This window comes from Curvibacter sp. PAE-UM (assembly GCF_001432305.1).
GTDB lineage: Bacteria > Pseudomonadota > Gammaproteobacteria > Burkholderiales > Burkholderiaceae_C > Hylemonella.
The window spans coordinates 1,037,299-1,056,513 of record NZ_KQ483358.1 but is presented as its reverse complement, the minus strand read 5'-3'; the positions used below and the strand labels follow the sequence as shown (position 1 = coordinate 1,056,513).

The following is a 19,215-nucleotide window of genomic DNA, read 5'->3' as shown; positions in this document are numbered from 1 at the left end:
GGCACCGACACACGTGCGAACTGCGCGCCCCCCCACCGCCGCAGATCCGCACGACGCGAAGCTGCATGCCGCCCTGCAGGCGGCAGACTGGCCGCTGCTGGTGCGCCTGTGCCGCCAGGCCCTGCGCAAGAACGGGCGGCACCTGCGGGCGCACCGACTGCTGGGCTTCGCGCTCAACAGGCAACGCGACACCGACGCGGCGCTGGCCGCCTACAAGCAGGCGGCCGCCCTGTGGCCGGACGACGCGGAACTGCTCATCAACTACAGCAATGTGCTGCTGGAGCATGGCATGCATGCCGAGGCCAGCCAGCTGCTGGACAAGGTGTGCGTGCTCAAGCCCGAGCACGCCATCAGCTGGCTCAATCTGGCGTATTGCTGCTACGAGACTCGACAGAACGAGCTGGGTTTTGCCGCCGCGCAAAAGGCCGCTGCACTGGCCCAGAACCTCGACCAGCAGGTGGCTGCGCTGACGCAAAAAGCCATCCACCGGCGGGAACTGGGGGAAATCCGTGAAGCCGTACAGGATTGCGAAGCCGCCATCCGGCTGAACCCGCAGTATTTGCCCAACCACACCAACCGCCTGCTTTTCATGCTGGCTGATCCGGCCATCGATGCGCAGCAACTGGCTGCAGCGGCCCGTGAATTCGCTGCCGTTGTGGAGCCCGCGCTCAAGCCCCACTGGCCGGATTTCGCGCCACAACGCACAGGGCCGTGGCGACGGCTGAAGATCGGCTTTCTGTCGCCCGACTTTCGCCTTCACGCCGTGATGTATTTCGTCGAAAGTCTGTTGGCACAACTCGATCGCCGGCAGTTCGAAGTATGGGCCTTGTATCTCTACCCCAAGGATGATGCACTGACCCAACGGTTCCAGAATCATGCCGATCATTTCGTACGCCTGTCCGGCCTGACGCCCGACGAACAGGCCGAAGCCATACGCGCGCAAGGCATCGACATCCTGATTGATCTGGCCGGACACACCGGGCACAACGGCCTGCTGGCCATGGCCCGCAAGGCTGCGCCGGTGCAGGTCTCCTGGCTCGGCTACCCGGCGACCACGGGCCTGAGCGCCATCGACTACAAGTTCACCGACGAGGTCACCGACCCGCCCGGTGCCGACGATCTTTACAGCGAGCGGCTGTACAGGCTGCCCACCTTATTCTGTTGTTACCGTCCCATGTGCCGGGAACCCCTCTGGCGATACCAGCCAGCCTACCAGGTACGCCCGACACCCGCGCTGCAAAACGGCCACGTGACTTTCGGCTCCTGCAACAACCTGGGCAAACTCACCGACGCAGTGCTCTCGCTCTGGGGGCGCCTGCTCAACACCGTGCCCGGATCACGTCTGCTGATCGAGGGCAAGAACCTGGGCGAGGCCGCTTTCGCCACCGCCTATCGCCAGCGCTGCGCCAGGCTGGGGATCGATGTCAGCCGGCTCGAACTGGTCCCGCTGGATGGCGCCAACCAGTACCTGACCTATCACCGCATCGACATCGCCCTCGACCCGTTTCCACTCACGGGTGGCACGACCTCCTTTGACGTGCTCTGGATGGGTGTACCCCTGGTGTCGATGAACGGCAGCAGCTTCAAGAGCCGCATGGGCACCGGCATCCTGACCCACCTGGGACGTTCCGAGTGGCTGGCACATGATGCCGAGGAATACCTGGGCATAGCCAGCGCGCTGGCAGGCAACGTCCAGCAACTCAACACACTGCGTCTCGGCTTGCGCAAGGAAGTCGAGCAATCGGTGCTGATGCGTGAAGACCTGTTCTGCCATCACTTCGGCGAAGGCCTGCGCCTCATGTGGCTGCAGTGGTTGGCCGAGGGCCAACATCCACAGGACGCCGAGGCACAAAGCCGTCTGATCGAAAGCTGGCTGCCCGACCTGCCCGTCGACTGGTCCAACAGGCCCATCCCCGGTGTCGGCCTGGCCCCGGGCCGGCGCGTGGATCTGCCGCAGGCCCACCAGCATCTGCAGGAATTGCTGGACAAGGCGCGCACGATGCGCCCCTCAGTCTCGTCCACCGAAGGCCAGATCAGCCACCGCTGCTGGCGGGACGTGACGGAAGCCGCCGAGCAGCTGCTGTGCGCCGTACCGCATGATCCGGTGGCACTGGCCTGCCTGGCCGAGGTCGAACATGCGCACGGTCATACCGACTTTGCCGTGACCTATCTGCGCTATGCGCAGGAAGCCTTGATCGCCCGGGGCTGAGTCAACGCTCCGAAAGGTCAACGCCCTGCCTCAGGCGTCGCGGAAGAAGTCGCTCAGGATGTCGTGCCCAGGCGCCTTGAAGACCAGACCACCGCCCGACCCCTGGTAGGCGATGCGGCCGGCTTCGGTGTCGCGGCTGATCACGCTGACGCCCTGCGCGATGACGGAGCGGCTGCGCACGTGGCAGCGCCCGATGATGGCCGTATTGGGGTAAAGAATCACACCGTCTTCCAGCACTGGCGCCTCGCCATGGTTCTTGCCGACGGTGGAGTTCTGGTACAGCACCAGATGGTTGCCATAGGTCGCCTTGGCCAGCACGATGCCCACCGAATGGCCGATGAAAAAAACCTCGGGCAGGTCGATTTCGTAGAAGCAATCGATCGCATTGAGCATCTTGTTCAGCAGGAACAGCTTGGAGCACACCGAGCGCGCCTGCTCACGCCGCCAGATCGTGTTGGACAGGTAGTACAGGAAGATGCAGTACTGCGAGGAATGCAGCACGTCGAACTGGCCGGGCGTCCACATGCGCACCTGGGCGATGCAACGCTCCAGCCGGCCCAGGGCCTCGTCCAGGTGCGCATCGATCAGGCCCAGTTCGGGGTCTTCACCGGTCGGGAAAAACTGCGTGATCTGGGTACGCACATAGGCGGCCAGCCGCGAACACTCGAGGTGGATGATTTTCATGATGCTTGTGCCATGTCTCGCAGCCAGGGGCCGATCACGGTTTCCACCCGAGCCGGTCGCCAGCCGAATTCGTGCTGCAGGCGGCTGATGTCGACCACTGCCGGTGCGGCCGGCACCTGGTCCGACCTGAACGCCAGGGCACGGCCGGCCAGCCGGCCGACCAGCTGCGCCAGCTCATCGTTGCACACGTTCTCGCCGGTCGCCACGTTGTAGACCGATTGTGTGCCGCGCTGCGCAATGTCCACCAGCGCGCGCAACACGTCGGGCAGGTGGATGTAGTCGCGTGCCACCTGGGGCGATGAGTCAACCGTGACGGTGGCACCCCGCGGGGCCTGCGCCACCTGCCTCAGCAGGGCAGGCAGGAAACCATTGGCGTCATGCAGGCTGTCATACACGCTGGCCAGGCGGGCCACACGCGCACGCCCCTGGCCCAGCACGTGGCAGAGCGATTCGCCGGTGAGTTTGGTGAGATCGAACAGATGACGTGGTACCTGCGGGGCCACCGGGAGCAAGGTGGTTTCTTCAGCCCGAACGCCAGCGCTCAAGCCGTCATAGAGCCGCGTAGACGACAGGTAGACCAGCGAATCCCAGGTGCTGGACTGCAGCACACGCACCAACAGGCTGACGTGCGCCTCCACGGTGTCGGGCGCACGCTGCAGGTAGTCGCCGGTCAGGCCGGCGCAATAAAAGACATGGCCCAGCGGCTGATCCTTCATGGGCCACGCCGTATCACGCCCGGGAAGCCGGCAGTCCCACCCCGCGGCCGACAGATGCCGTGCCAGCGCCGAGCCGACGAAACCGTGGCCTCCGATGATGGTCGCGATCTGTCTGCTCATGGGACGGATTAGATACCGGCGCCGCCAGCCTCAGTCCGGCAAGCCGTCGAGCGGATGGTGCAGCGCCGGCGACTTGTGGCGCAACAGCTTCGGGCTGACGTTCTTCACCTGGCGAAACAAGGGGCCGGCGACGAGCGCCGGGTCGGCCACCGCCAGCATGTTGAAACCATGCGGCGGGCCTTCCAGGTAGACACTGTCGGCCGGCACCAGCTCGATGCAGCGTGTGCCCATTTCCTGGTGCGTGTTGAAGTCGCGCACGGCGTAGAGCTGGTAACCGGCGGCGCTCAGCAGGCTGCAGATGGGTGTTTTCGTCAGGCCGACGCTCCAGTCCACGTAATCGCGGTGCACCTCGAACACGACGGCCGGCTTGTCACGGGCCAGCACGCGCGCCGCGCCTTGCAGGGCGCGCAGCTCGGCGCCCTCGATGTCGAGCATCAACACGCTGAGAGGGCGCCCCTGGGCCTGGCAGTAGTCGTCGATGGTGATGGTTTCGAAGCCATCATCGCCAGTCGCCGGCACGGCATTGGCAAAGGAGTCAAAGCCGTCCAGGCGCAGGCGCTGGCTGCTCTCATGCCAGAGCCCCTGCTTGTTGATGCGCAGGTTGTCCAGCGCGTTGAGCTGCGCGTTGGCCGCCAGCATGGCCGCCTGGTCGGTATTGGGCTCGAAGCAGTGCACCAGCCGGCCGCTGCCCTTGAGCTGCACGCCCAGCACCACGGCATGGTCGCCGAAGTAGGCGCCGCCGATCAGCACATCGCCACGGCCCTGCGCCGTCAGATGCTTCAGCAGGCGCGTGGTCTGCGGCTCCCAGACATGGCTGGGGCGTTCCTGCTCGGCCAGGATGAAATCGCGCGCGATCTTGGTACGAAAGAGGAAGCGGAAACGCGTGCCGTCGGCCAGTTGTTTTTCGTAGACATCCTGCTCGCTGTGCAGCGCATCGATGATGGGGCCGGTGATGTCGTCGCGCACCGAACCGGTGTGAGGCAGCTGCTGCTCGGCACGCTTGAGCCAGTCCATCAGCTCGGCCCGCAGGGCCGTGTCACGCCCCAGTTGCAGCAGGGCCCGCTGCAGCCGGGAACCATCGAGGTCGCGTGGGTCGTTTGCCATATCGAGTTCCTTAGGGAATTGTTACCGGGCCTGCCGCCCTCATGCCGACCGGATTTCCGGTACCGCCACCACCAGCTGCCCGCCCCATGCGCGCACATAGGCCAACTGCACCATCAGCTCGTCGCGCAGGTTCCACGGCAGGATCAGCACCCGGTCCGGCCGGTCCTGGCGCAGATGCGCCTCGTTCACGATGGGAATGCGGCTGCCGGGCATGTACTTGCCCTGCTTGGCCGGGTTCAGGTCCACCACATAGGGCAGCAGGTCCGGCCGCACCCCGGCAAAGTTGAGCAGGGTGTTGCCCTTGGCGGCTGCGCCATAGGCGCCCACCTTGAGTCCTTCGCGTTTCGCCTGCAGCAGGAATTGCAGCAGCCCGTGCTTGACGCGCTCGGCCTCGCGCTGGAAACCAGCGTAGAAGCCCGGTGCCGTCAAACCGGCGGCCTGCTCGCGCGCCAGCAAGTCTGAGACGGCCGCCCCCACGGGCTGGCGCCCGCCATCGCTGCGCTGCGCAAACACGCGCAGGCTGCCGCCGTGTGTGGGCAGTTCCTCCACGTCGAAGACCTGCAGGCCGTTGGCCGCGAAGATGCGCTGCACCGCCGTGAGCGACAGGTAGGAGTAGTGCTCGTGGTAGGCCGTGTCGAACTGGCACGCCTGCACCATGCGCAGCAGGTGCGGGAACTCGAAGGTCGCCACGCCCTGGGGTTTGAGCAGCAGCGCAAAGCCGGCCACGAAGTCGTTGATGTCGGGCACATGGGCCAGCACATTGTTGGCCGCCATCAGGTCGGCCTGCCGACCCTGCGCGGCCAACTCGCGCGCCAGCGCCACGCCGAAAAAACGCTCGACGATCTCGATGCCCTTGGCACGCGCCGCCGCGGCCGTGCTGGCCGTGGGCTCGATACCGTAGCAGGGCACCCCGGCCTGCTGCACGTACTGCAGCAGGTAACCGTCGTTGGCCGCCACTTCCACCACGCAGCTGCCAGCCCCCAGGCCGTAACGCGTGCGCATGGCCTGCACATAGGCCTGCGCGTGCGCCAGCCAGGACGTGGAGTAGGAGCTGAAGTAGGCGTAGTCGTCACTGAAGAGTTGTTCTCGGCCGGCATGGTCCTCGGTCTGCACCAGCCAGCAGGTCTCGCAGACCAGCAGGCGCAGCGGGTACCAGGTCTCGGGCGCCTGTAGGTCCTGCGACTTCAGATAGGCGTTGGACGGCGGCGCGCTGCCCAGGTCCAGGAAAGGCAGGCGCAATTCATTTCCGCAATGGCGGCACTTCACAAGCTCACCCCCTCGAATCCCGGTGTCAACCAGGCAAACCCGGCATCGCGCGGCGACAGGCCCAGCAGCGGCAAGGGCCAGTTGATCGCCAGCCGGGCATCGCGTGCATGCAGGCCGGCCTCGGCGGCCGGCGCGTAGGCGGCGGAATGGCAATAGACGAGTTCAGCCTCGTCGCTCAGGGCCTGGAAGCCGTGGGCAAAGCCGGCCGGGATCAGCATCGCTGCACCGTCGGCCGCACTCAGGAATTGAGCATGCCACTGCAGGAAGGTGGGTGAGCCGGCGCGCACATCCACCGCCACGTCCCACACCTCGCCACGCACACAACTGACCAGCTTCATCTCGGCATGCGGGGCGCGCTGGTAATGCAGGCCACGCACCGTGCCACGCGCACGCGTGAGACTGTGGTTGACCTGGGCCACCGGCACAGTCCAACCGGCGGCCGCCAGTTCCTCGGCGCAGAAAAGGCGCGCAAAAATACCGCGGTCATCCGCCAGCCGCTGGCGTTGCACACGCTTGAGCCCGGCCAGAGGCAGATCGATCACCGTCAGGCTACTCATACGGCAGCTTCCCAGGCTTCAATGTCGGTCAGGCACAGCGCACGCGCGGCAGCGCCATCCTTGTGCGCCCGGTACCAGCGCATGCTGCGCTGCACCGTCTGTTCCAAGGACCAGCGCGGCTGCAGCGCCAGCTGTGCCTGCGCCTTCGAGGTGTCGAGCGCAAGCCAGCCCGCCTCGTGCGGCCCGGTGGCTTCGTTTTCGTAGTGCACGGCGCCGCCGCCCCAGGCGCCGCGCGCCAGCTCCACCACCTGCTGCACGGTGGCGCGTTCATGCGCGTGCGGGCCGAAGTTCCAGGCACCGGCCAGCGCTGCGTCCTGCCACAGGGCCTGGGCCAGGCAGAGGTAGCCGGCCAGCGGCTCCAGCACATGCTGCCAGGGGCGCGTGGCCTGCGGCCGGCGGATCTGCAAGGTATCGCCACGCTGCCAGGCGCGCACGGCGTCGGGCAGCAGGCGGTCAGCCGCCCAGTCACCGCCGCCGATCACATTGCCAGCGCGCGCGCTGGCCAGGGCCAGGCCCTGGTCGGAGAGAAAAGCGTCGCGGTAGCTGCTGATGGCGATTTCGCTGGCGGCCTTGCTGGCGCTGTAGGGATCGTGCCCGCCCAGCTCATCACTCTCGCGGTAGGGATGGTGCCATTCGTGGTTGCGGTAGACCTTGTCGGTCGTGACCAGCACGGCCACGCGCGTGCCGGCGTGCTGCCGCAAGGCGTCAAGCATGTGCACCGTGCCCATGACGTTGGTGGCATAGGTGGCCACCGGGTCGCGGTAGCTCTCGCGCACCAGGGCCTGGGCGGCCAGGTGCAGCACGATCTCGGGCCGGGTGTCCTGCACCACTCGCGCCACCACCGCCGCATCGCGGATGTCGGCCAGGCGGTGGTCCATGTCACCGGCCAGGCCGGCGAGCTCGAAGAGATTGGGTTCGGTGGCCGGCGCCAGCGCCAGGCCCGTGACCTGCGCGCCCAGGCGCTGCAGCCACAGCGCCAGCCAGGCGCCCTTGAAGCCGGTGTGCCCGGTCAGCAGCACACGCTTGCCGCGCCAGAAGGCAGCATCGGGCCGGCCGGCATGCACCTGGGTCATCACCAGATCTTCCACGGCGCTTGACCCGAAGCCCAGAGGGTTTCGAGCAAGGTCTTCTCGCGCAAGGTATCCATGGGCTGCCAGAAGCCATGGTGCTCATAGGCCATGAGTTCTCCGTCGCTGGCCAGCCCGGCCAGGGGCTCGATCTCCCAACTGGTCGGATCGCCGGCAATGCGGGGGATGCAGCGCGGCGAAAGCACGAAGAAACCGCCATTGATCAGGCCGCCATCACCGCGCGGCTTTTCGGTAAAACCGGCCACCTGCGCGCCCTGCATCTGCAACGCGCCGTAACGGCCCGGGGGCTGCACGGCGGTGACAGTGGCCAGCTTGCCATGCCCCTTGTGAAAGCGGATCGCCTCGGCGATGTTGACGTCGGCCACACCATCGCCATAGGTGAAGCAGAAGGCCTCGTCATCGGCCACGTAGTCGGCCACACGCTTGAGGCGCCCGCCCGTCATGGTCTCCTCACCGGTATCGACCACCGTCACGCGCCAGGGTTCGGCATGGCGACGATGGATTTCCATGCGGTTGCTGCCCATGTCGAAGGTGATGTCCGAGGTGTGCAGGAAGTAGTTGGCGAAGTATTCCTTGATCACGTAGCCGCGGTAACCACAGCAGATCACGAAGTCGTTGACGCCGTGGGCGCTGTAGATCTTCATGATGTGCCACAGGATGGGCTTGCCCCCGATCTCGATCATCGGTTTGGGTTTGAGGTGGGTCTCCTCGGAAATCCGGGTGCCCAGGCCGCCGGCCAGGATGACTGCTTTCATGGTGCGCCGCTTGGAAGTGACTGTATCTCTATATATAGCCGCAAAGAATAAGGCAGCGGGCCCCGCAGGAAAACAGGAATTGCCCGGTGTTCGCGTCTTATTTCATGGCATTCCCTTTTCCCCCTGTTTGTAGGATTTCCCCCTACAAGCCTGTACGCATTACCTTTCAGCACAGACAGCCACCGGCTGATTCAAGTTTTGCGACCGGTGTTCAGAATCAACCCCAACGCGAAACCTTCGAATTGCGCCGTAAAGGAGACCTAAATGACCGACGAACAGATGATCGCCGAGATCCGCGAAACCAACCTCACCTACCTGATGCTGGCGCAGAACCTGATCCGCAAGGACAAGGCCGAGGCGCAGTTCCGTCTGGGTATCTCGGAAGAGTCGGCGGACCTGATGGCTGCCCTCTCCCCGGCACAGATCTCCAAGATCGCTTCCAGCAGCATGCTGCTGTGCCGCTTCCGCATGGACGACGAGGTGGTGTGGAGCCTGCTGACCAACCAGGCCGCCCGCAAGGTGGACAACGACGCCACCACCCGCCTGCACGCCAGCATCCTGATGGCCGGCCGTTTCGCCGAAGCCACCTGAACCCGGAGCACGCACCATGGCCACCGGCAAAAGCGTCCTCAATGAATCGCGCCAGATCGAGCGCGCCGTCGCCCTGATCAAGCTGGGCGCCCGGCTGCAGGTGCTCGAAAGCGAGACCGACCTGTCCTACGAGCGCCTCTTGCGCCTGTACAAGGAAGTGGCCGGCAAGTCGCCCTCCAAGGGCCAATTGCCCTTCTCGACCGACTGGTTCCTGACCTGGCAACCCAACATCCACGCCTCGCTCTTCCTCAACATCTACGAGTACCTGAGCAAGACCAGCAGCCTGGAAGACATCGAAGCGGTCATGAAGGCCTTCCGCCTCTACAGCGAGCAGATGGTCACCCTGGAGATGGAGCCCCTGCTCTCCGTCACACGCGCATGGCGCCTGGTCAAGTTCGTGGACAACAGCATGCTGGCCATGACCAAGTGTTCCAAGTGCGGCGGGCATTTTGTGTCCGAGCCCTACGAAAACTCCCGCCATTACGTCTGCGGCCTGTGCGAGCCGCCGGCACGTGCCGGCAAAGGCAGCGCGGCAGGTGGCATCCTGCTGCACTGAGGTGCCCGGGCAAACAGCCATTTCCGTGAAAAGGGGGCCGATTGGCCCCCTTTTTTTCGTAGCGCCCCACCCGACCTTTCCCCTAGAATGGTCCGGCACAGGCCACCAGCCCGCGCATCCGCCCACCCCTCAAGATCCTCCACGAACATGCTAGTCATCATTGGTTATGCCGTCGCCATGGGGTGCATCTTCGGGGTGTACATCGTGCACGGCGGCAATATCGGCGTGATCCTGACGGCCCTGCCCTTCGAGCTGATCACCATCTTCGGCGGCGCCCTGGGTGCCTTTGTGGTGAACAACCAGCCCAAGGTGCTCAAGGCGACCATCGCCATGATCCCGCAGGCCCTCAAGAGCTCCAAGTACACCAAGGATCGTTACCTGGAGCTGATGGCCATGCTCTACGACATCCTGCAGAAGGCGCGCAAGGAAGGCCTGATGGCCATCGAAAAGGATGTCGAGAACCCGCACGAATCGCCCATCTTCCAGAAATACCCCGTGGTGGGCAGCGACCACCACGTGGTCGAGTTCACCACCGACTACCTGCGCATGATGGTTTCGGGCAACCTCAACGCCCACGAGATCGAGTCCCTGATGGACAACGAGATCGAGACCCATCACCAGGAAACCCACGGTCCCATCGCCGCCATCGCCCGTCTGGCCGGCGCGCTGCCGGCCTTCGGCATCGTGGCCGCCGTGCTGGGCGTGGTCAACACCATGGGCTCGGTGGGCCAGCCGCCCGCCGTGCTGGGCGGCATGATCGCCTCGGCCCTGGTCGGCACCTTCCTGGGCATCCTGCTGGCCTATGGCGTGGTCGAGCCGCTGGGCGGCCTGCTGGAGCAGAAGGCCCAGGACAGCGCCAAGGAACTGGAGTGCATCAAGTCCACCTTGCTGGCCAGCATGCAGGGCTACAACCCCTCCACGGCCATCGAATTCGGTCGCAAGGTGCTGTTCTCGACCGAGCGCCCGACCTTCATCGAACTCGAAAGCCACGTGCGCGGCAAAAAGTAAGCCATGGCCTCCGACGCCAAGAAGCTCCAGCCCATCATCGTCAAGAAGGTCAAGAAGACCGGGCACGCCGCGCATGGCGGCGCCTGGAAGATCGCCTACGCCGACTTCGTGACCGCCATGATGGCCTTCTTCCTGCTGATGTGGCTGCTGGGCTCGACCTCCAAGGGCGACCTCAAGGGCCTGTCCGACTATTTCAGCTCGCCGCTCAAGGTCGCCATGGCAGGCGGCAGCGGCGCTGGCGCCAGCCCCACCGTGCTGCCCGGCGGCGGCGCCGACCTGACGCAGGTCGCCGGCCAGCAGCATCAGGGTGAAAGCTCCGACCCGCTGAAAAAGCGGCGCGCCATGGAGCAGGCACGCGCCGAGGCTGCCCGGCAGGAAGCCAAGCGCCTGGCCGCCCTGAGCGCCAAGATCAGCGCCGCGATTTCCAACAACAAGAAGCTGGCCCAGTACAGCAACCAGATCCGTCTGGAAACCACGCCCGACGGCCTGCAGATCCAGATCGTCGACGACCAGGGCCGCCCCATGTTCACCAGCGGCAGCGCCGTGGTCCAGCCTTATATGCGCGAGATCCTGCGCGAGATCGGCGCTGCCTTGAACGGCGTGGAAAACCGCATCAGCCTGGACGGCCATACCGACCAGACCCCCTACGGCAGCGGTGACCGCGGCTACAGCAACTGGGAGCTTTCGGCCGACCGCGCCAACGCCTCGCGCCGTGAACTGGTCCTCGCCGGCATGCCCGAGGACAAGCTGATCCGCGTGACCGGCCTGGCCTCCAGCGTGCTGCTGGAGCCGGACCAGCCCCTGGCGCCGGTGAACCGGCGCATCAGCATCATGGTCCTGACCCGCGAGGCCGAGGAGCGCCTGCTGGGCACCAGCCGGGTGCCCGTGCTGGCCGAGCCCGAGGCCGCCGCCCCGCCCGCCCAGGCACCTGCCCCCACACCTGCGCCGGCCACCCCGGCACAATGAACCCCACGGCAAAGCATCCGAAAGACTTGGTCATCGCCCGGACTTGCGATAATCTGCCCCAACAGCTGCCCCAATAGAACAGAAAGGCTCAGCCATGGCCAACCCCCGATTCCTGGTTGTCGACGACTTCTCCACCATGCGGCGCATCGTGCGCAACCTGCTCAAGGAGAGCGGCTTTGCCGATGCCGACGAGGCCGAGGATGGCGTGGTCGCACTGCAAAAGCTGCGTGCCAGCAACTTCGACTTCGTCGTCAGCGACATCAACATGCCGAACATGAACGGCTTCCAGCTGCTGGCCGAGATCAAGAAGGACGAGAAGCTCAAGCACATCCCGGTGCTGATGGTGACTGCCGAGGCGCGCAAGGAAGACATCGTGCTCGCAGCCCAGCAGGGGGCGGCCGGTTACATCGTCAAGCCTTTCACCAAGGCCACCCTCGAAGACAAGGTGATCCACATCCTCAAAAAAGCGGGGCTTGCCTAAATCATGGAACCCAGCGCCTCTGCCCACAACGCCGGGGACGCCGCTTCCCCGGACGCCGCTCCGGACGTCCACCACAAGATCGGCCAGCTGACCCGTCAGCTGCACGATGCGCTGCAGGAGCTCGGCCTGGCCGACAAGCTGCAAGGCACGGCGGGCGAGCTGCCTGATGCCCGTTCGCGCCTGTCCTACATTGCCCGCCTGACCGGGGAAGCCGCCGAGAAGGTGCTCAACCGCGTCGACCAGGCCAAGACCCAGCACGACCACATCGGCGCCCAGACCCGGCACATGATCGCCCTGCTGGTGGCCGACCCGGTGGCCGCCGTGGCCAAGGGCCACATCATGAATTTCCTGACCGATCTGGAAAAAGCCAATGGCGAGGTCGACCAGCACCTGACCGAAATCATGATGGCGCAGGACTTCCACGACCTGACCGGCCAGGTGATCGCGCGCGTGGTGAACCTCGCCACCGTCATCGAGGACCAGCTGGTCGAGCTGCTGATCCAGACTGCCCCGCCCGAGTTGCAATCCCGCGTGAGCCCCCCGGCATCCGCCGCCGCCCCGCTCAGCGTGGACGATGTGGTGCTGTCCGGCCCGGTGGTCGACGCCAGCCAGGCCACCGACGTGGTCACCAGCCAGTCCCAGGTCGACGACCTGCTGGCCAGTTTAGGTTTTTAACCCCCTGAGCGGCTGCGCCGCTTCCCCCTTTCTCGCCTACGGCGGAAGGGGGACGCACCCGGTGGCCCGGCAAAGCCGGTTCCACGGGTGCCCTGGCTTTGAAAACCTCCTCAAGATCAGGGGTGGAAAGGCCGGTCTTTTCGGCCTTTAGTTACGGCACCCCTTGACGACAATGGCGTGAACTTCAGCGTCTCGCCACCATGGATTCCAGCAGTCAGGACCGCAATTTACCCGCTTCGCCGCGCAAGCTGCAGCGGGCGCGTGAAGACGGCCAGGTCGCGCGCTCACGCGACCTCGGGCACCTGGCGGTGCTCGGCGGCGGCGCCCTCACCCTGCTGTTCCTGGCCCCCTATATGTACGGCGAGCTCAAGCTGGCCATGGGGCGGCAGCTCACCTTCGACGCGGCCGCGGCCCTGCAGACGGGCAGCATGCTCGATCGCCTGCAGGCCATGGTGCTCACCGGCCTGATCGGCTGCGTCGTCTTCGCGCTCATCGTCACCAGCATCGCCGTGCTGGGCACGCTGGCTTCGGGCGGCTGGGTGCTCAGCCTCAAACCCATCATGCCGGACCTCACGCGCCTCAGCCCCCTGGCCGGCCTCAAGGGCCTGGTCTCCAAGAAGAAGCTGGCCGAGACCGCCAAGACCACCTTCATCATGTTCTTCATCCTGGCGCTGGCGGCGGCCTTCATCCACTCCACCCTGCCCTCGGTCGCCGCCCTGGTGATGCAGCCCTCGGTCGCCGCCCTGGGCAGCATGTTCGAGTGGCTGCTCACCGGCACCAGCCTGCTGCTGGCGGTCGTGCTGCTGGTGGCGCTGGTGGACCTGCCGCTGCAGAACTTCCTGCACCAGTCCGAGCTCAAGATGTCGCTCAAGGAAATGCGCGACGAGCACAAGGAATCCGAAGGCAACCCGCAGATGAAGGGCCACCGACGCCAGAAGGCCCGCGAGATCGCGCAGCGCGGCAGCATCAAGGCCGTGCCCCGGGCCGACTTCATCCTCATGAACCCCACGCACTACGCCGTGGCCGTGCAATACGACGAGAAGACCATGAGCGCGCCGCGTGTCATCTCCAAGGGCGCCGACCTGCTGGCCATGAAGATCCGCGACATCGCCAAGGCACACGAAGTGCCGGTGCTGCAGTCGCCGGTGCTGGCGCGTGCGCTCTACGCCCACGCCGAACTCGACCAGGACATCCCCGCCAGCCTGTACACCGCCGTGGCGCAGGTGCTGGCCTACATCTACCGCCTGCGCGCCGCGATGCGCGGCGAAGGCCCCATGCCGGGCGAGCCGCCGCAGCCGCCCGTGCCGCCCGGACTTGATCCGCTGCAGCCCAAGAACTCGCCCCTGGCCACAACGAACCCGAGCGCCGCATGAACCCGCTACTCCAGACCCTGCAAGGCCGCTTCGGCCGCCACGCCGCCATGCTCTCGGGCGCCGCCGCGCCGTTGCTGGTCGTCGCCATCCTCGCCATGATGGTGCTGCCGCTGCCGGCCTGGGTGCTCGACATCCTCTTCACCATCAACATCGCCGTGGCGCTGATGGTCATGATGGTGGCGGCCTACATGCTGCGCCCGCTGGACTTCGCCTCCTTCCCGGCCGTGCTGCTGCTGACCACGCTGATGCGCCTGTCGCTCAACGTGGCCTCCACGCGCGTGGTGCTGCTCGACGGCCACACCGGCCCGGGCGCGGCCGGCGCGGTGATCGAAGCCTTCGGCCACTTCCTGATCGGCGGCAACTTCGCCGTCGGCCTGATCGTCTTCGCCATCCTGGTGGTGATCAACTTCGTGGTGGTGACCAAGGGTGCCGAACGTATTGCCGAAGTCTCGGCGCGTTTCGCCCTGGACGCCATGCCCGGCAAGCAGATGGCGGTGGACGCCGACCTCTCCGCCGGCATGATCGACGAGAAGGAAGCCAAGCGCCGTCGCGCCGAGGTCAGCGAGGAAGCCGACTTCTTCGGCTCCATGGACGGCGCCTCCAAGTTCGTGCGCGGCGACGCCATCGCCGGCATCCTGATCCTCTTCATCAACATCATCGGCGGTTTTGCCATCGGCATGCTGCAGCACAACCTGAGCGCCGGCCAGGCCGCCGACAGCTACATCCTGCTGGCCGTGGGCGACGCGTTGGTGGCGCAGATTCCCGGCCTGCTGATCTCTGTCTCGGCCGCCATGGTGGTCTCGCGCGTGGGCAAGGACCAGGACCTGGGCCGCCAGATCGCCGACCAGATGTTCGTCTCGCCGCGTGCGCTGGGCATCACCGCCGGCATCCTGACCGTGCTGGGCCTGATTCCCGGCATGCCCAACCTGGTCTTCCTCTCCATCGCCGCCCTCATCGGCTACGCCGCCTGGGTCCTGGCGCACAAGCCGCCACCCGCCGAAGAGGCTACCGCAGCGCCCGTGGCGCAGGGCGACGGCGAAGCCAGCTGGGACGACCTGCAGCCCGTGGACCAGCTCGGCCTGGAACTGGGCTACCGCCTCATCACGCTGGTCGACAAGAACCGCTCGGGCGACCTGCTCACCCGCATCAAGGGCGTGCGCCGCAAGTTCGCGCAGGAAGTGGGTTTCCTGCCCCCGCCCGTGCACGTGCGCGACAACCTGGAGCTCAAGCCCAGCGGCTACCGCATCAGCCTGCGCGGCGTGGTGGTCGGCGACGGCGAGGCTTTCCCCGGCATGTACCTGGCCATCAACCCCGGCGGCATCACCACGCCGCTGATCGGCACCGCCACCACCGACCCGGCCTTCGGCCTGCCCGCGCACTGGATCGACGAACGCCAGAAGGAAGCCGCCCAAATGGCCGGCTTTACGGTCGTTGATTCCGAGACCGTGATGGCCACCCATTTGTCACACTTGATGCAGGTCCACGCCGCCAAGCTGCTCAGCCGTACCGAGACCCAGCAACTGGTCGAGCACGTCAGCCGGCTGGCACCGAAACTGATCGAAGAAGTGGTCCCCAAGATGATCTCGATTGCCGTGTTCCAGAAAGTCCTGCAGCTGCTGCTGGAGGAGTCGGTGCACATCCGCGACATCCGCACCATCATCGAGACCATCGCCGAACACGCCCCCAGCGTCACCGATCCGAATGAGCTGGCCAAGCGCGTGCGCGTGGCGCTCTCGCCGGCCATCGTGCAGCAGATCTACGGCCCCTCCAAGGAACTCAACGTCATCGCCATCGACCCGCCGCTGGAGCGCCTGCTGGTGCAGGCCCTGGGCCATGCCGGCGGCCCGGCGCTGGACCCCGGCGTGGCAGACATGCTCACGCGCAACGCCGCCACCGTGGCCATGAAGCAGGAAGAGACCGGTGTACCGGCCTGCCTGCTGGTGCCCGACCAGATCCGCAATTCCATCGCGCGCCTGGTGCGCCGTGCCGCGCCGCGCATGCAGGTGCTGGCGCACAGCGAGATTCCTGAAACCCATTCCATCCGCATCGGCCCGATCCTTCGAGGTGCCCTGACATGAACATCCAACGCTTTTACGCTGCCACCACCCGCGAAGCCCTGGCCAAGGCCCGCATGGTCTTTGGGGAAGGCACGCTGATCCTCTCCAACCGCCAGACCCCGCAAGGCGTTGAAGTGGTCGCCACCACCGAAGACGCGCTGGCCACGCTGGACCAGACCCTGCCGGCCAACACGGCAGCTGCAGCACCGGCAGCCGCACCGGCCCGGGCCCGCCCCGCTGCCGCACCCGTGGCCGCCGTGCGTGCCGCCGCCCAGACCCCGGTGGAAGACGACGCCGCCCAGCTGGCCATGAGCACGCTGTCCTTCCAGGACTATGTGCGTGAACGCATGCTGCAGCGCCGCGCCGAAGCCCAGCAACAGGCCAAGACCGCAGCGCCCCTGTCCGCACGCCCCGCCTACGAAATCATCCCGCCCGATCCTGAGGTCGCACCGCCGCCCGCGCGCAAGGCCGTGGCCGCCCCCGCGCCGTTGCCCGTCGCCCCGGCTCCCGTGGCCGCCGCCCCGGCCGCCGTGTCGCAGGGACTGGTCAATGAACTCAGCGCCATGAAGGACCTGATCGAGGAACGCTTCAGCACCCTGGCCTGGCTGGGCCAGACCAAGCAGAGCCCGATCCGCGCCAACCTCACGCTCAAGCTCATCCGCTCCGGCTACTCGCCCGCCCTGGCGCGCGCCGTGCTGAGCATGATGCCCGACGACGCCAGCCCGGCCGAGGCCATGCTCTGGCTGCTGGGCGTGCTCACGCGCAACATCAAGACCGACGCCGGCGGCCCCGCGCTGAAGGACGAAGGCGGCGTGTTCGCCCTGGTCGGCACCACCGGCGTGGGCAAGACCACCACCGCCGCCAAGCTGGCCGCACAGTGCGCACGCATACACGGCGCCGGCAGCGTGGGCCTGATCACCCTGGACAGCTACCGCATCGGCGCCCACGAACAGCTGCGCGCCTACGGCCGCATGCTGGGCGTGGTGGCCCACATGGCGCACGACCGCGCCGCCCTGCAGGATCTGCTGGGCCTGCTGTCCAACCGCAAGCTGGTCATCATCGACACCACCGGCGTGGCCCCGCGCGACCCGCGCAAGCGCGACATCCTCGATGTACTGGACCTGCCGCAGATCAAGCGCCTGCTGGTGCTCAACGCCGCCAGCCACGGCGACACCCAGGACGAGGCCGTGGCCAACTTCGGCGCCAAGCAGGCCGTGCTGACCAAGATCGACGAAGCCGTCAAGCTCGGCCCCGCGCTGGACAGCGTCATCCGCCACCACCTCGTGCTGCGCGGCGTGAGCAACGGCCAGCGCGTGCCCGAGGATCTGGAACGCGCCAATGCCGAACAACTGGTCAGGCTGTCCATGCGCTCCTCGGGCAAATCGGCCCACGACCCGCAGATGGCTGAGCTGGGCCTGTATTTCGCGCAGGCCGGCGCCCAGGGCATGCACGTACAGGGACAACTGCATGCTTGACACCGACAGCCACCAGGCCGCCGGTCTGGCCGCCATGGCCGCCGAACAGGCACCGCGCATCGTCGCCCTCGCCAGCCATGGCGACCGCCGCAGCGAACTGCCCCTGTTGTGGCAACTGTGTGCGGCCTGGACGGCGCTGGGCTACCCGGTGGTCGTGCTCGATGCCCACGTGCGCGAATCCGAAGCACAGCCCGGCCTGCAGCAACTGCTGATGGACAGCGACGAACTGAGCCACCTCGGCCAGGGCCCGGAAGACTGGCCCATCGTGCCGGCCGCCCTGGGCCTGACCGCACTGGGCACGCCCCAGGCCAGCCCGCCGCCCGCTGCCAGCGCCGAGCGCGCGCGCCAGCTGGCCGAACTCTTCCACGATTACGAACTGATCCTGCTCTACGCCCCGGCGCACGAACTGGCGCGCTCGCTGCAGGGCAGCGGCCTGTCGCCGCTGCTCCCCGTCTCGGCCAGCGACGCTGCGCTGCTGACGGCCTACCACGCGCTCAAGCAGTTGTTGAACATGGGCAAACTTAGGCCTACCATCGTGGCTGTGATGGACGACTCCAACCTGGCCACCCGCGTCTCGGGGCACAGCATCAGCAGGAACCTGCAGGACTGTGCCCGGGATTTCCTCGCCTGCGAGGTCCCGGCCCTGACCGTCTGCCCCGACCAGGCCGAAGAGACCCAGCGCCTGGCGCTGCGCACCCTGGAGCATGCGCTGCAGCCGCCGCGCTGGGCGCCCCCCCCTGCCACCGGCCGCGCCACCCGGGCCGCGAGGAGCCTCTGATGTATACCGCCAAAGGCCAGCTCGACCGCGACGCCCTGATCCGGCAGTACTCGCCGCTGGTGCGCCGCCTGGCCCACCACATGATGGCCAAGCTGCCGCCCAGCATCCAGGTCGATGACCTGATCCAGGTCGGCCTGATCGGCCTGTCGGAAGCGCTCACCCGTTTCGAGGCCAGCCAGGGCGTGCAGTTCGAAACCTTCGCCACCCAGCGCATCCGCGGCGCCATGATCGACGAACTGCGCGAGAACGACTGGATGAGCCGCGGCTCGCGCAAGAGCCAGAAGGAGATCGAGGTCGCCCTCACCCGCCTGGAGCACAAGCTGGGCCGCTCGGCCAGCGAATCCGAGATCGCCGCCGAACTGGGCATGGAACTGGCCGAGTACCAGGCCCTGCTCTACAAGGTCAAGGGCACGCAGCTGGTCTACCTGGAAGACATGACCGGCAACAGCGAAGGCGAAGACGGCTTCCTCGACCGCCACATGGTCGACGGCGACTCCGACCCCATGCAGCTGCTGCGCAACCAGCGCATCCGCGACTCCCTGGTCACCGCCATCAAAGGCCTGCCCGAGCGCGAGCAGTACATCATGAGCATGTACTACGAGAACGACATGAACCTCAAGGAAATCGCCGCCGTGCTGGGCATCACCGAGTCCCGCGTGTGCCAGCTGCACAGCCAGTCGATTGCACGGCTACGGGCGAAGATGCGGTCGCATTGAGAATGGTCGCACCAAGACAAAGGGCTGCATCGTGCAGCCC

19 protein-coding genes are annotated in these 19,215 nt (G+C 66.5%); 12 read left to right on the top strand and 7 right to left on the bottom strand.

All coding sequences use genetic code 11. The features are described from left to right. Window positions 1–13 precede the first annotated feature (13 nt). Window positions 14–2,209, top strand: coding sequence for an O-linked N-acetylglucosamine transferase, SPINDLY family protein (locus AO057_RS05150; RefSeq protein WP_057674626.1), 2,196 nt, complete (start codon window positions 14–16; stop codon window positions 2,207–2,209). A 30-nt stretch (window positions 2,210–2,239) separates the two neighbouring features. Here AO057_RS05150 and AO057_RS05145 read toward each other — a convergent pair whose 3' ends face one another. From AO057_RS05145 to rfbF, 7 genes are read right to left on the bottom strand one after another with little or no spacing between them, the layout of a single operon-like run. Further along, entirely contained in the window at window positions 2,240–2,893 is a 654-nt protein-coding gene (locus AO057_RS05145; protein WP_057674625.1) for an LbetaH domain-containing protein, read from the bottom strand. Next, window positions 2,890–3,729: an NAD-dependent epimerase/dehydratase family protein gene (locus AO057_RS05140; RefSeq protein WP_082605415.1), complete on the bottom strand. Its 840-nt coding sequence runs from the start codon at window positions 3,727–3,729 to the stop codon at window positions 2,890–2,892. The genes AO057_RS05145 and AO057_RS05140 overlap by 4 nt, the downstream gene beginning before the upstream one ends. Before the next feature lie 30 nt (window positions 3,730–3,759). Then, complete coding sequence (locus AO057_RS05135; RefSeq protein ID WP_057674623.1) at window positions 3,760–4,833, bottom strand: FkbM family methyltransferase; 1,074 nt, start codon at window positions 4,831–4,833, stop codon at window positions 3,760–3,762. Between the two features lie 39 nt (window positions 4,834–4,872). Further along, the gene (locus AO057_RS05130; RefSeq protein ID WP_082605414.1) at window positions 4,873–6,099 is read right to left on the bottom strand and encodes a class I SAM-dependent methyltransferase; all 1,227 of its coding nucleotides are present in this window, start codon (window positions 6,097–6,099) and stop codon (window positions 4,873–4,875) included. After that, on the bottom strand, window positions 6,096–6,656 hold the full coding sequence (locus AO057_RS05125; protein WP_057674622.1) for a dTDP-4-dehydrorhamnose 3,5-epimerase family protein: 561 nt from the start codon (window positions 6,654–6,656) through the stop codon (window positions 6,096–6,098). Before AO057_RS05125 ends, AO057_RS05130 begins: the two co-directional genes overlap by 4 nt. Beyond that, complete coding sequence (rfbG, locus tag AO057_RS05120) at window positions 6,653–7,729, bottom strand: CDP-glucose 4,6-dehydratase (RefSeq protein ID WP_057674621.1); 1,077 nt, start codon at window positions 7,727–7,729, stop codon at window positions 6,653–6,655. The genes AO057_RS05125 and rfbG overlap by 4 nt, the downstream gene beginning before the upstream one ends. Further along, on the bottom strand, window positions 7,729–8,499 hold the full coding sequence (gene rfbF, locus AO057_RS05115) for a glucose-1-phosphate cytidylyltransferase (protein WP_057674620.1): 771 nt from the start codon (window positions 8,497–8,499) through the stop codon (window positions 7,729–7,731). The genes rfbG and rfbF overlap by 1 nt, the downstream gene beginning before the upstream one ends. Before the next feature lie 264 nt (window positions 8,500–8,763). Here rfbF and flhD point away from each other — a divergent pair, with 264 nt between their 5' ends. From flhD to AO057_RS05060, 11 genes are all read left to right on the top strand, one after another. After that, a complete protein-coding gene (flhD, locus tag AO057_RS05110; protein ID WP_057674619.1) occupies window positions 8,764–9,090 on the top strand; it encodes a flagellar transcriptional regulator FlhD in 327 nt (108 codons plus the stop codon). Window positions 9,091–9,106: 16 nt separating this feature from the next. Beyond that, the gene (flhC, locus tag AO057_RS05105) at window positions 9,107–9,646 is read left to right on the top strand and encodes a flagellar transcriptional regulator FlhC (RefSeq protein ID WP_057674618.1); all 540 of its coding nucleotides are present in this window, start codon (window positions 9,107–9,109) and stop codon (window positions 9,644–9,646) included. A 147-nt stretch (window positions 9,647–9,793) separates the two neighbouring features. After that, window positions 9,794–10,654 (top strand): flagellar motor stator protein MotA, encoded by an 861-nt coding sequence (motA, locus tag AO057_RS05100; RefSeq protein WP_057674617.1) that lies wholly within the window; start codon window positions 9,794–9,796, stop codon window positions 10,652–10,654. A gap of 3 nt (window positions 10,655–10,657) precedes the next feature. Further along, entirely contained in the window at window positions 10,658–11,620 is a 963-nt protein-coding gene (motB, locus tag AO057_RS05095) for a flagellar motor protein MotB (protein ID WP_057674616.1), read from the top strand. 94 nt (window positions 11,621–11,714) lie between these two features. After that, entirely contained in the window at window positions 11,715–12,101 is a 387-nt protein-coding gene (locus AO057_RS05090; RefSeq protein WP_057674615.1) for a response regulator, read from the top strand. Window positions 12,102–12,104: 3 nt separating this feature from the next. Beyond that, window positions 12,105–12,776, top strand: coding sequence for a protein phosphatase CheZ (locus AO057_RS05085; RefSeq protein ID WP_057674614.1), 672 nt, complete (start codon window positions 12,105–12,107; stop codon window positions 12,774–12,776). Between the two features lie 200 nt (window positions 12,777–12,976). Further along, entirely contained in the window at window positions 12,977–14,149 is a 1,173-nt protein-coding gene (locus tag AO057_RS05080) for an EscU/YscU/HrcU family type III secretion system export apparatus switch protein (RefSeq protein WP_057674613.1), read from the top strand. After that, window positions 14,146–16,227, top strand: a complete 2,082-nt coding sequence (gene flhA / locus AO057_RS05075) for a flagellar biosynthesis protein FlhA (protein WP_057674612.1) — start codon at window positions 14,146–14,148, stop codon at window positions 16,225–16,227. Before AO057_RS05080 ends, flhA begins: the two co-directional genes overlap by 4 nt. After that, complete coding sequence (gene flhF / locus AO057_RS05070; RefSeq protein WP_057674611.1) at window positions 16,224–17,681, top strand: flagellar biosynthesis protein FlhF; 1,458 nt, start codon at window positions 16,224–16,226, stop codon at window positions 17,679–17,681. The genes flhA and flhF overlap by 4 nt, the downstream gene beginning before the upstream one ends. Continuing rightward, on the top strand, window positions 17,674–18,459 hold the full coding sequence (locus AO057_RS05065; RefSeq protein ID WP_057674610.1) for a MinD/ParA family ATP-binding protein: 786 nt from the start codon (window positions 17,674–17,676) through the stop codon (window positions 18,457–18,459). The genes flhF and AO057_RS05065 overlap by 8 nt, the downstream gene beginning before the upstream one ends. Continuing rightward, complete coding sequence (locus AO057_RS05060) at window positions 18,459–19,175, top strand: RNA polymerase sigma factor FliA (RefSeq protein WP_057674609.1); 717 nt, start codon at window positions 18,459–18,461, stop codon at window positions 19,173–19,175. The genes AO057_RS05065 and AO057_RS05060 overlap by 1 nt, the downstream gene beginning before the upstream one ends. The last annotated feature ends 40 nt before the right edge of the window (window positions 19,176–19,215 follow it).

Bases quoted from the DNA above. Each gene is read 5' to 3' on its own strand.
- flhF (WP_057674611.1), top strand. From the start codon at position 16,224: ATGAACATCCAACGCTTTTACGCTGCCACCACCCGCGAAGCCCTGGCC.
- AO057_RS05135 (WP_057674623.1), bottom strand. From the start codon at position 4,833: ATGGCAAACGACCCACGCGACCTCGATGGTTCCCGGCTGCAGCGGGCC.
- AO057_RS05060 (WP_057674609.1), top strand. From the start codon at position 18,459: ATGTATACCGCCAAAGGCCAGCTCGACCGCGACGCCCTGATCCGGCAG.
- motB (WP_057674616.1), top strand. From the start codon at position 10,658: ATGGCCTCCGACGCCAAGAAGCTCCAGCCCATCATCGTCAAGAAGGTC.
- AO057_RS05085 (WP_057674614.1), top strand. From the start codon at position 12,105: ATGGAACCCAGCGCCTCTGCCCACAACGCCGGGGACGCCGCTTCCCCG.
- flhA (WP_057674612.1), top strand. From the start codon at position 14,146: ATGAACCCGCTACTCCAGACCCTGCAAGGCCGCTTCGGCCGCCACGCC.
- rfbF (WP_057674620.1), bottom strand. From the start codon at position 8,499: ATGAAAGCAGTCATCCTGGCCGGCGGCCTGGGCACCCGGATTTCCGAG.
- AO057_RS05145 (WP_057674625.1), bottom strand. From the start codon at position 2,893: ATGAAAATCATCCACCTCGAGTGTTCGCGGCTGGCCGCCTATGTGCGT.
- flhC (WP_057674618.1), top strand. From the start codon at position 9,107: ATGGCCACCGGCAAAAGCGTCCTCAATGAATCGCGCCAGATCGAGCGC.
- AO057_RS05065 (WP_057674610.1), top strand. From the start codon at position 17,674: ATGCTTGACACCGACAGCCACCAGGCCGCCGGTCTGGCCGCCATGGCC.
- rfbG (WP_057674621.1), bottom strand. From the start codon at position 7,729: ATGACCCAGGTGCATGCCGGCCGGCCCGATGCTGCCTTCTGGCGCGGC.
- AO057_RS05090 (WP_057674615.1), top strand. From the start codon at position 11,715: ATGGCCAACCCCCGATTCCTGGTTGTCGACGACTTCTCCACCATGCGG.
- motA (WP_057674617.1), top strand. From the start codon at position 9,794: ATGCTAGTCATCATTGGTTATGCCGTCGCCATGGGGTGCATCTTCGGG.
- AO057_RS05125 (WP_057674622.1), bottom strand. From the start codon at position 6,656: ATGAGTAGCCTGACGGTGATCGATCTGCCTCTGGCCGGGCTCAAGCGT.
- AO057_RS05080 (WP_057674613.1), top strand. From the start codon at position 12,977: ATGGATTCCAGCAGTCAGGACCGCAATTTACCCGCTTCGCCGCGCAAG.
- flhD (WP_057674619.1), top strand. From the start codon at position 8,764: ATGACCGACGAACAGATGATCGCCGAGATCCGCGAAACCAACCTCACC.
- AO057_RS05140 (WP_082605415.1), bottom strand. From the start codon at position 3,729: ATGAGCAGACAGATCGCGACCATCATCGGAGGCCACGGTTTCGTCGGC.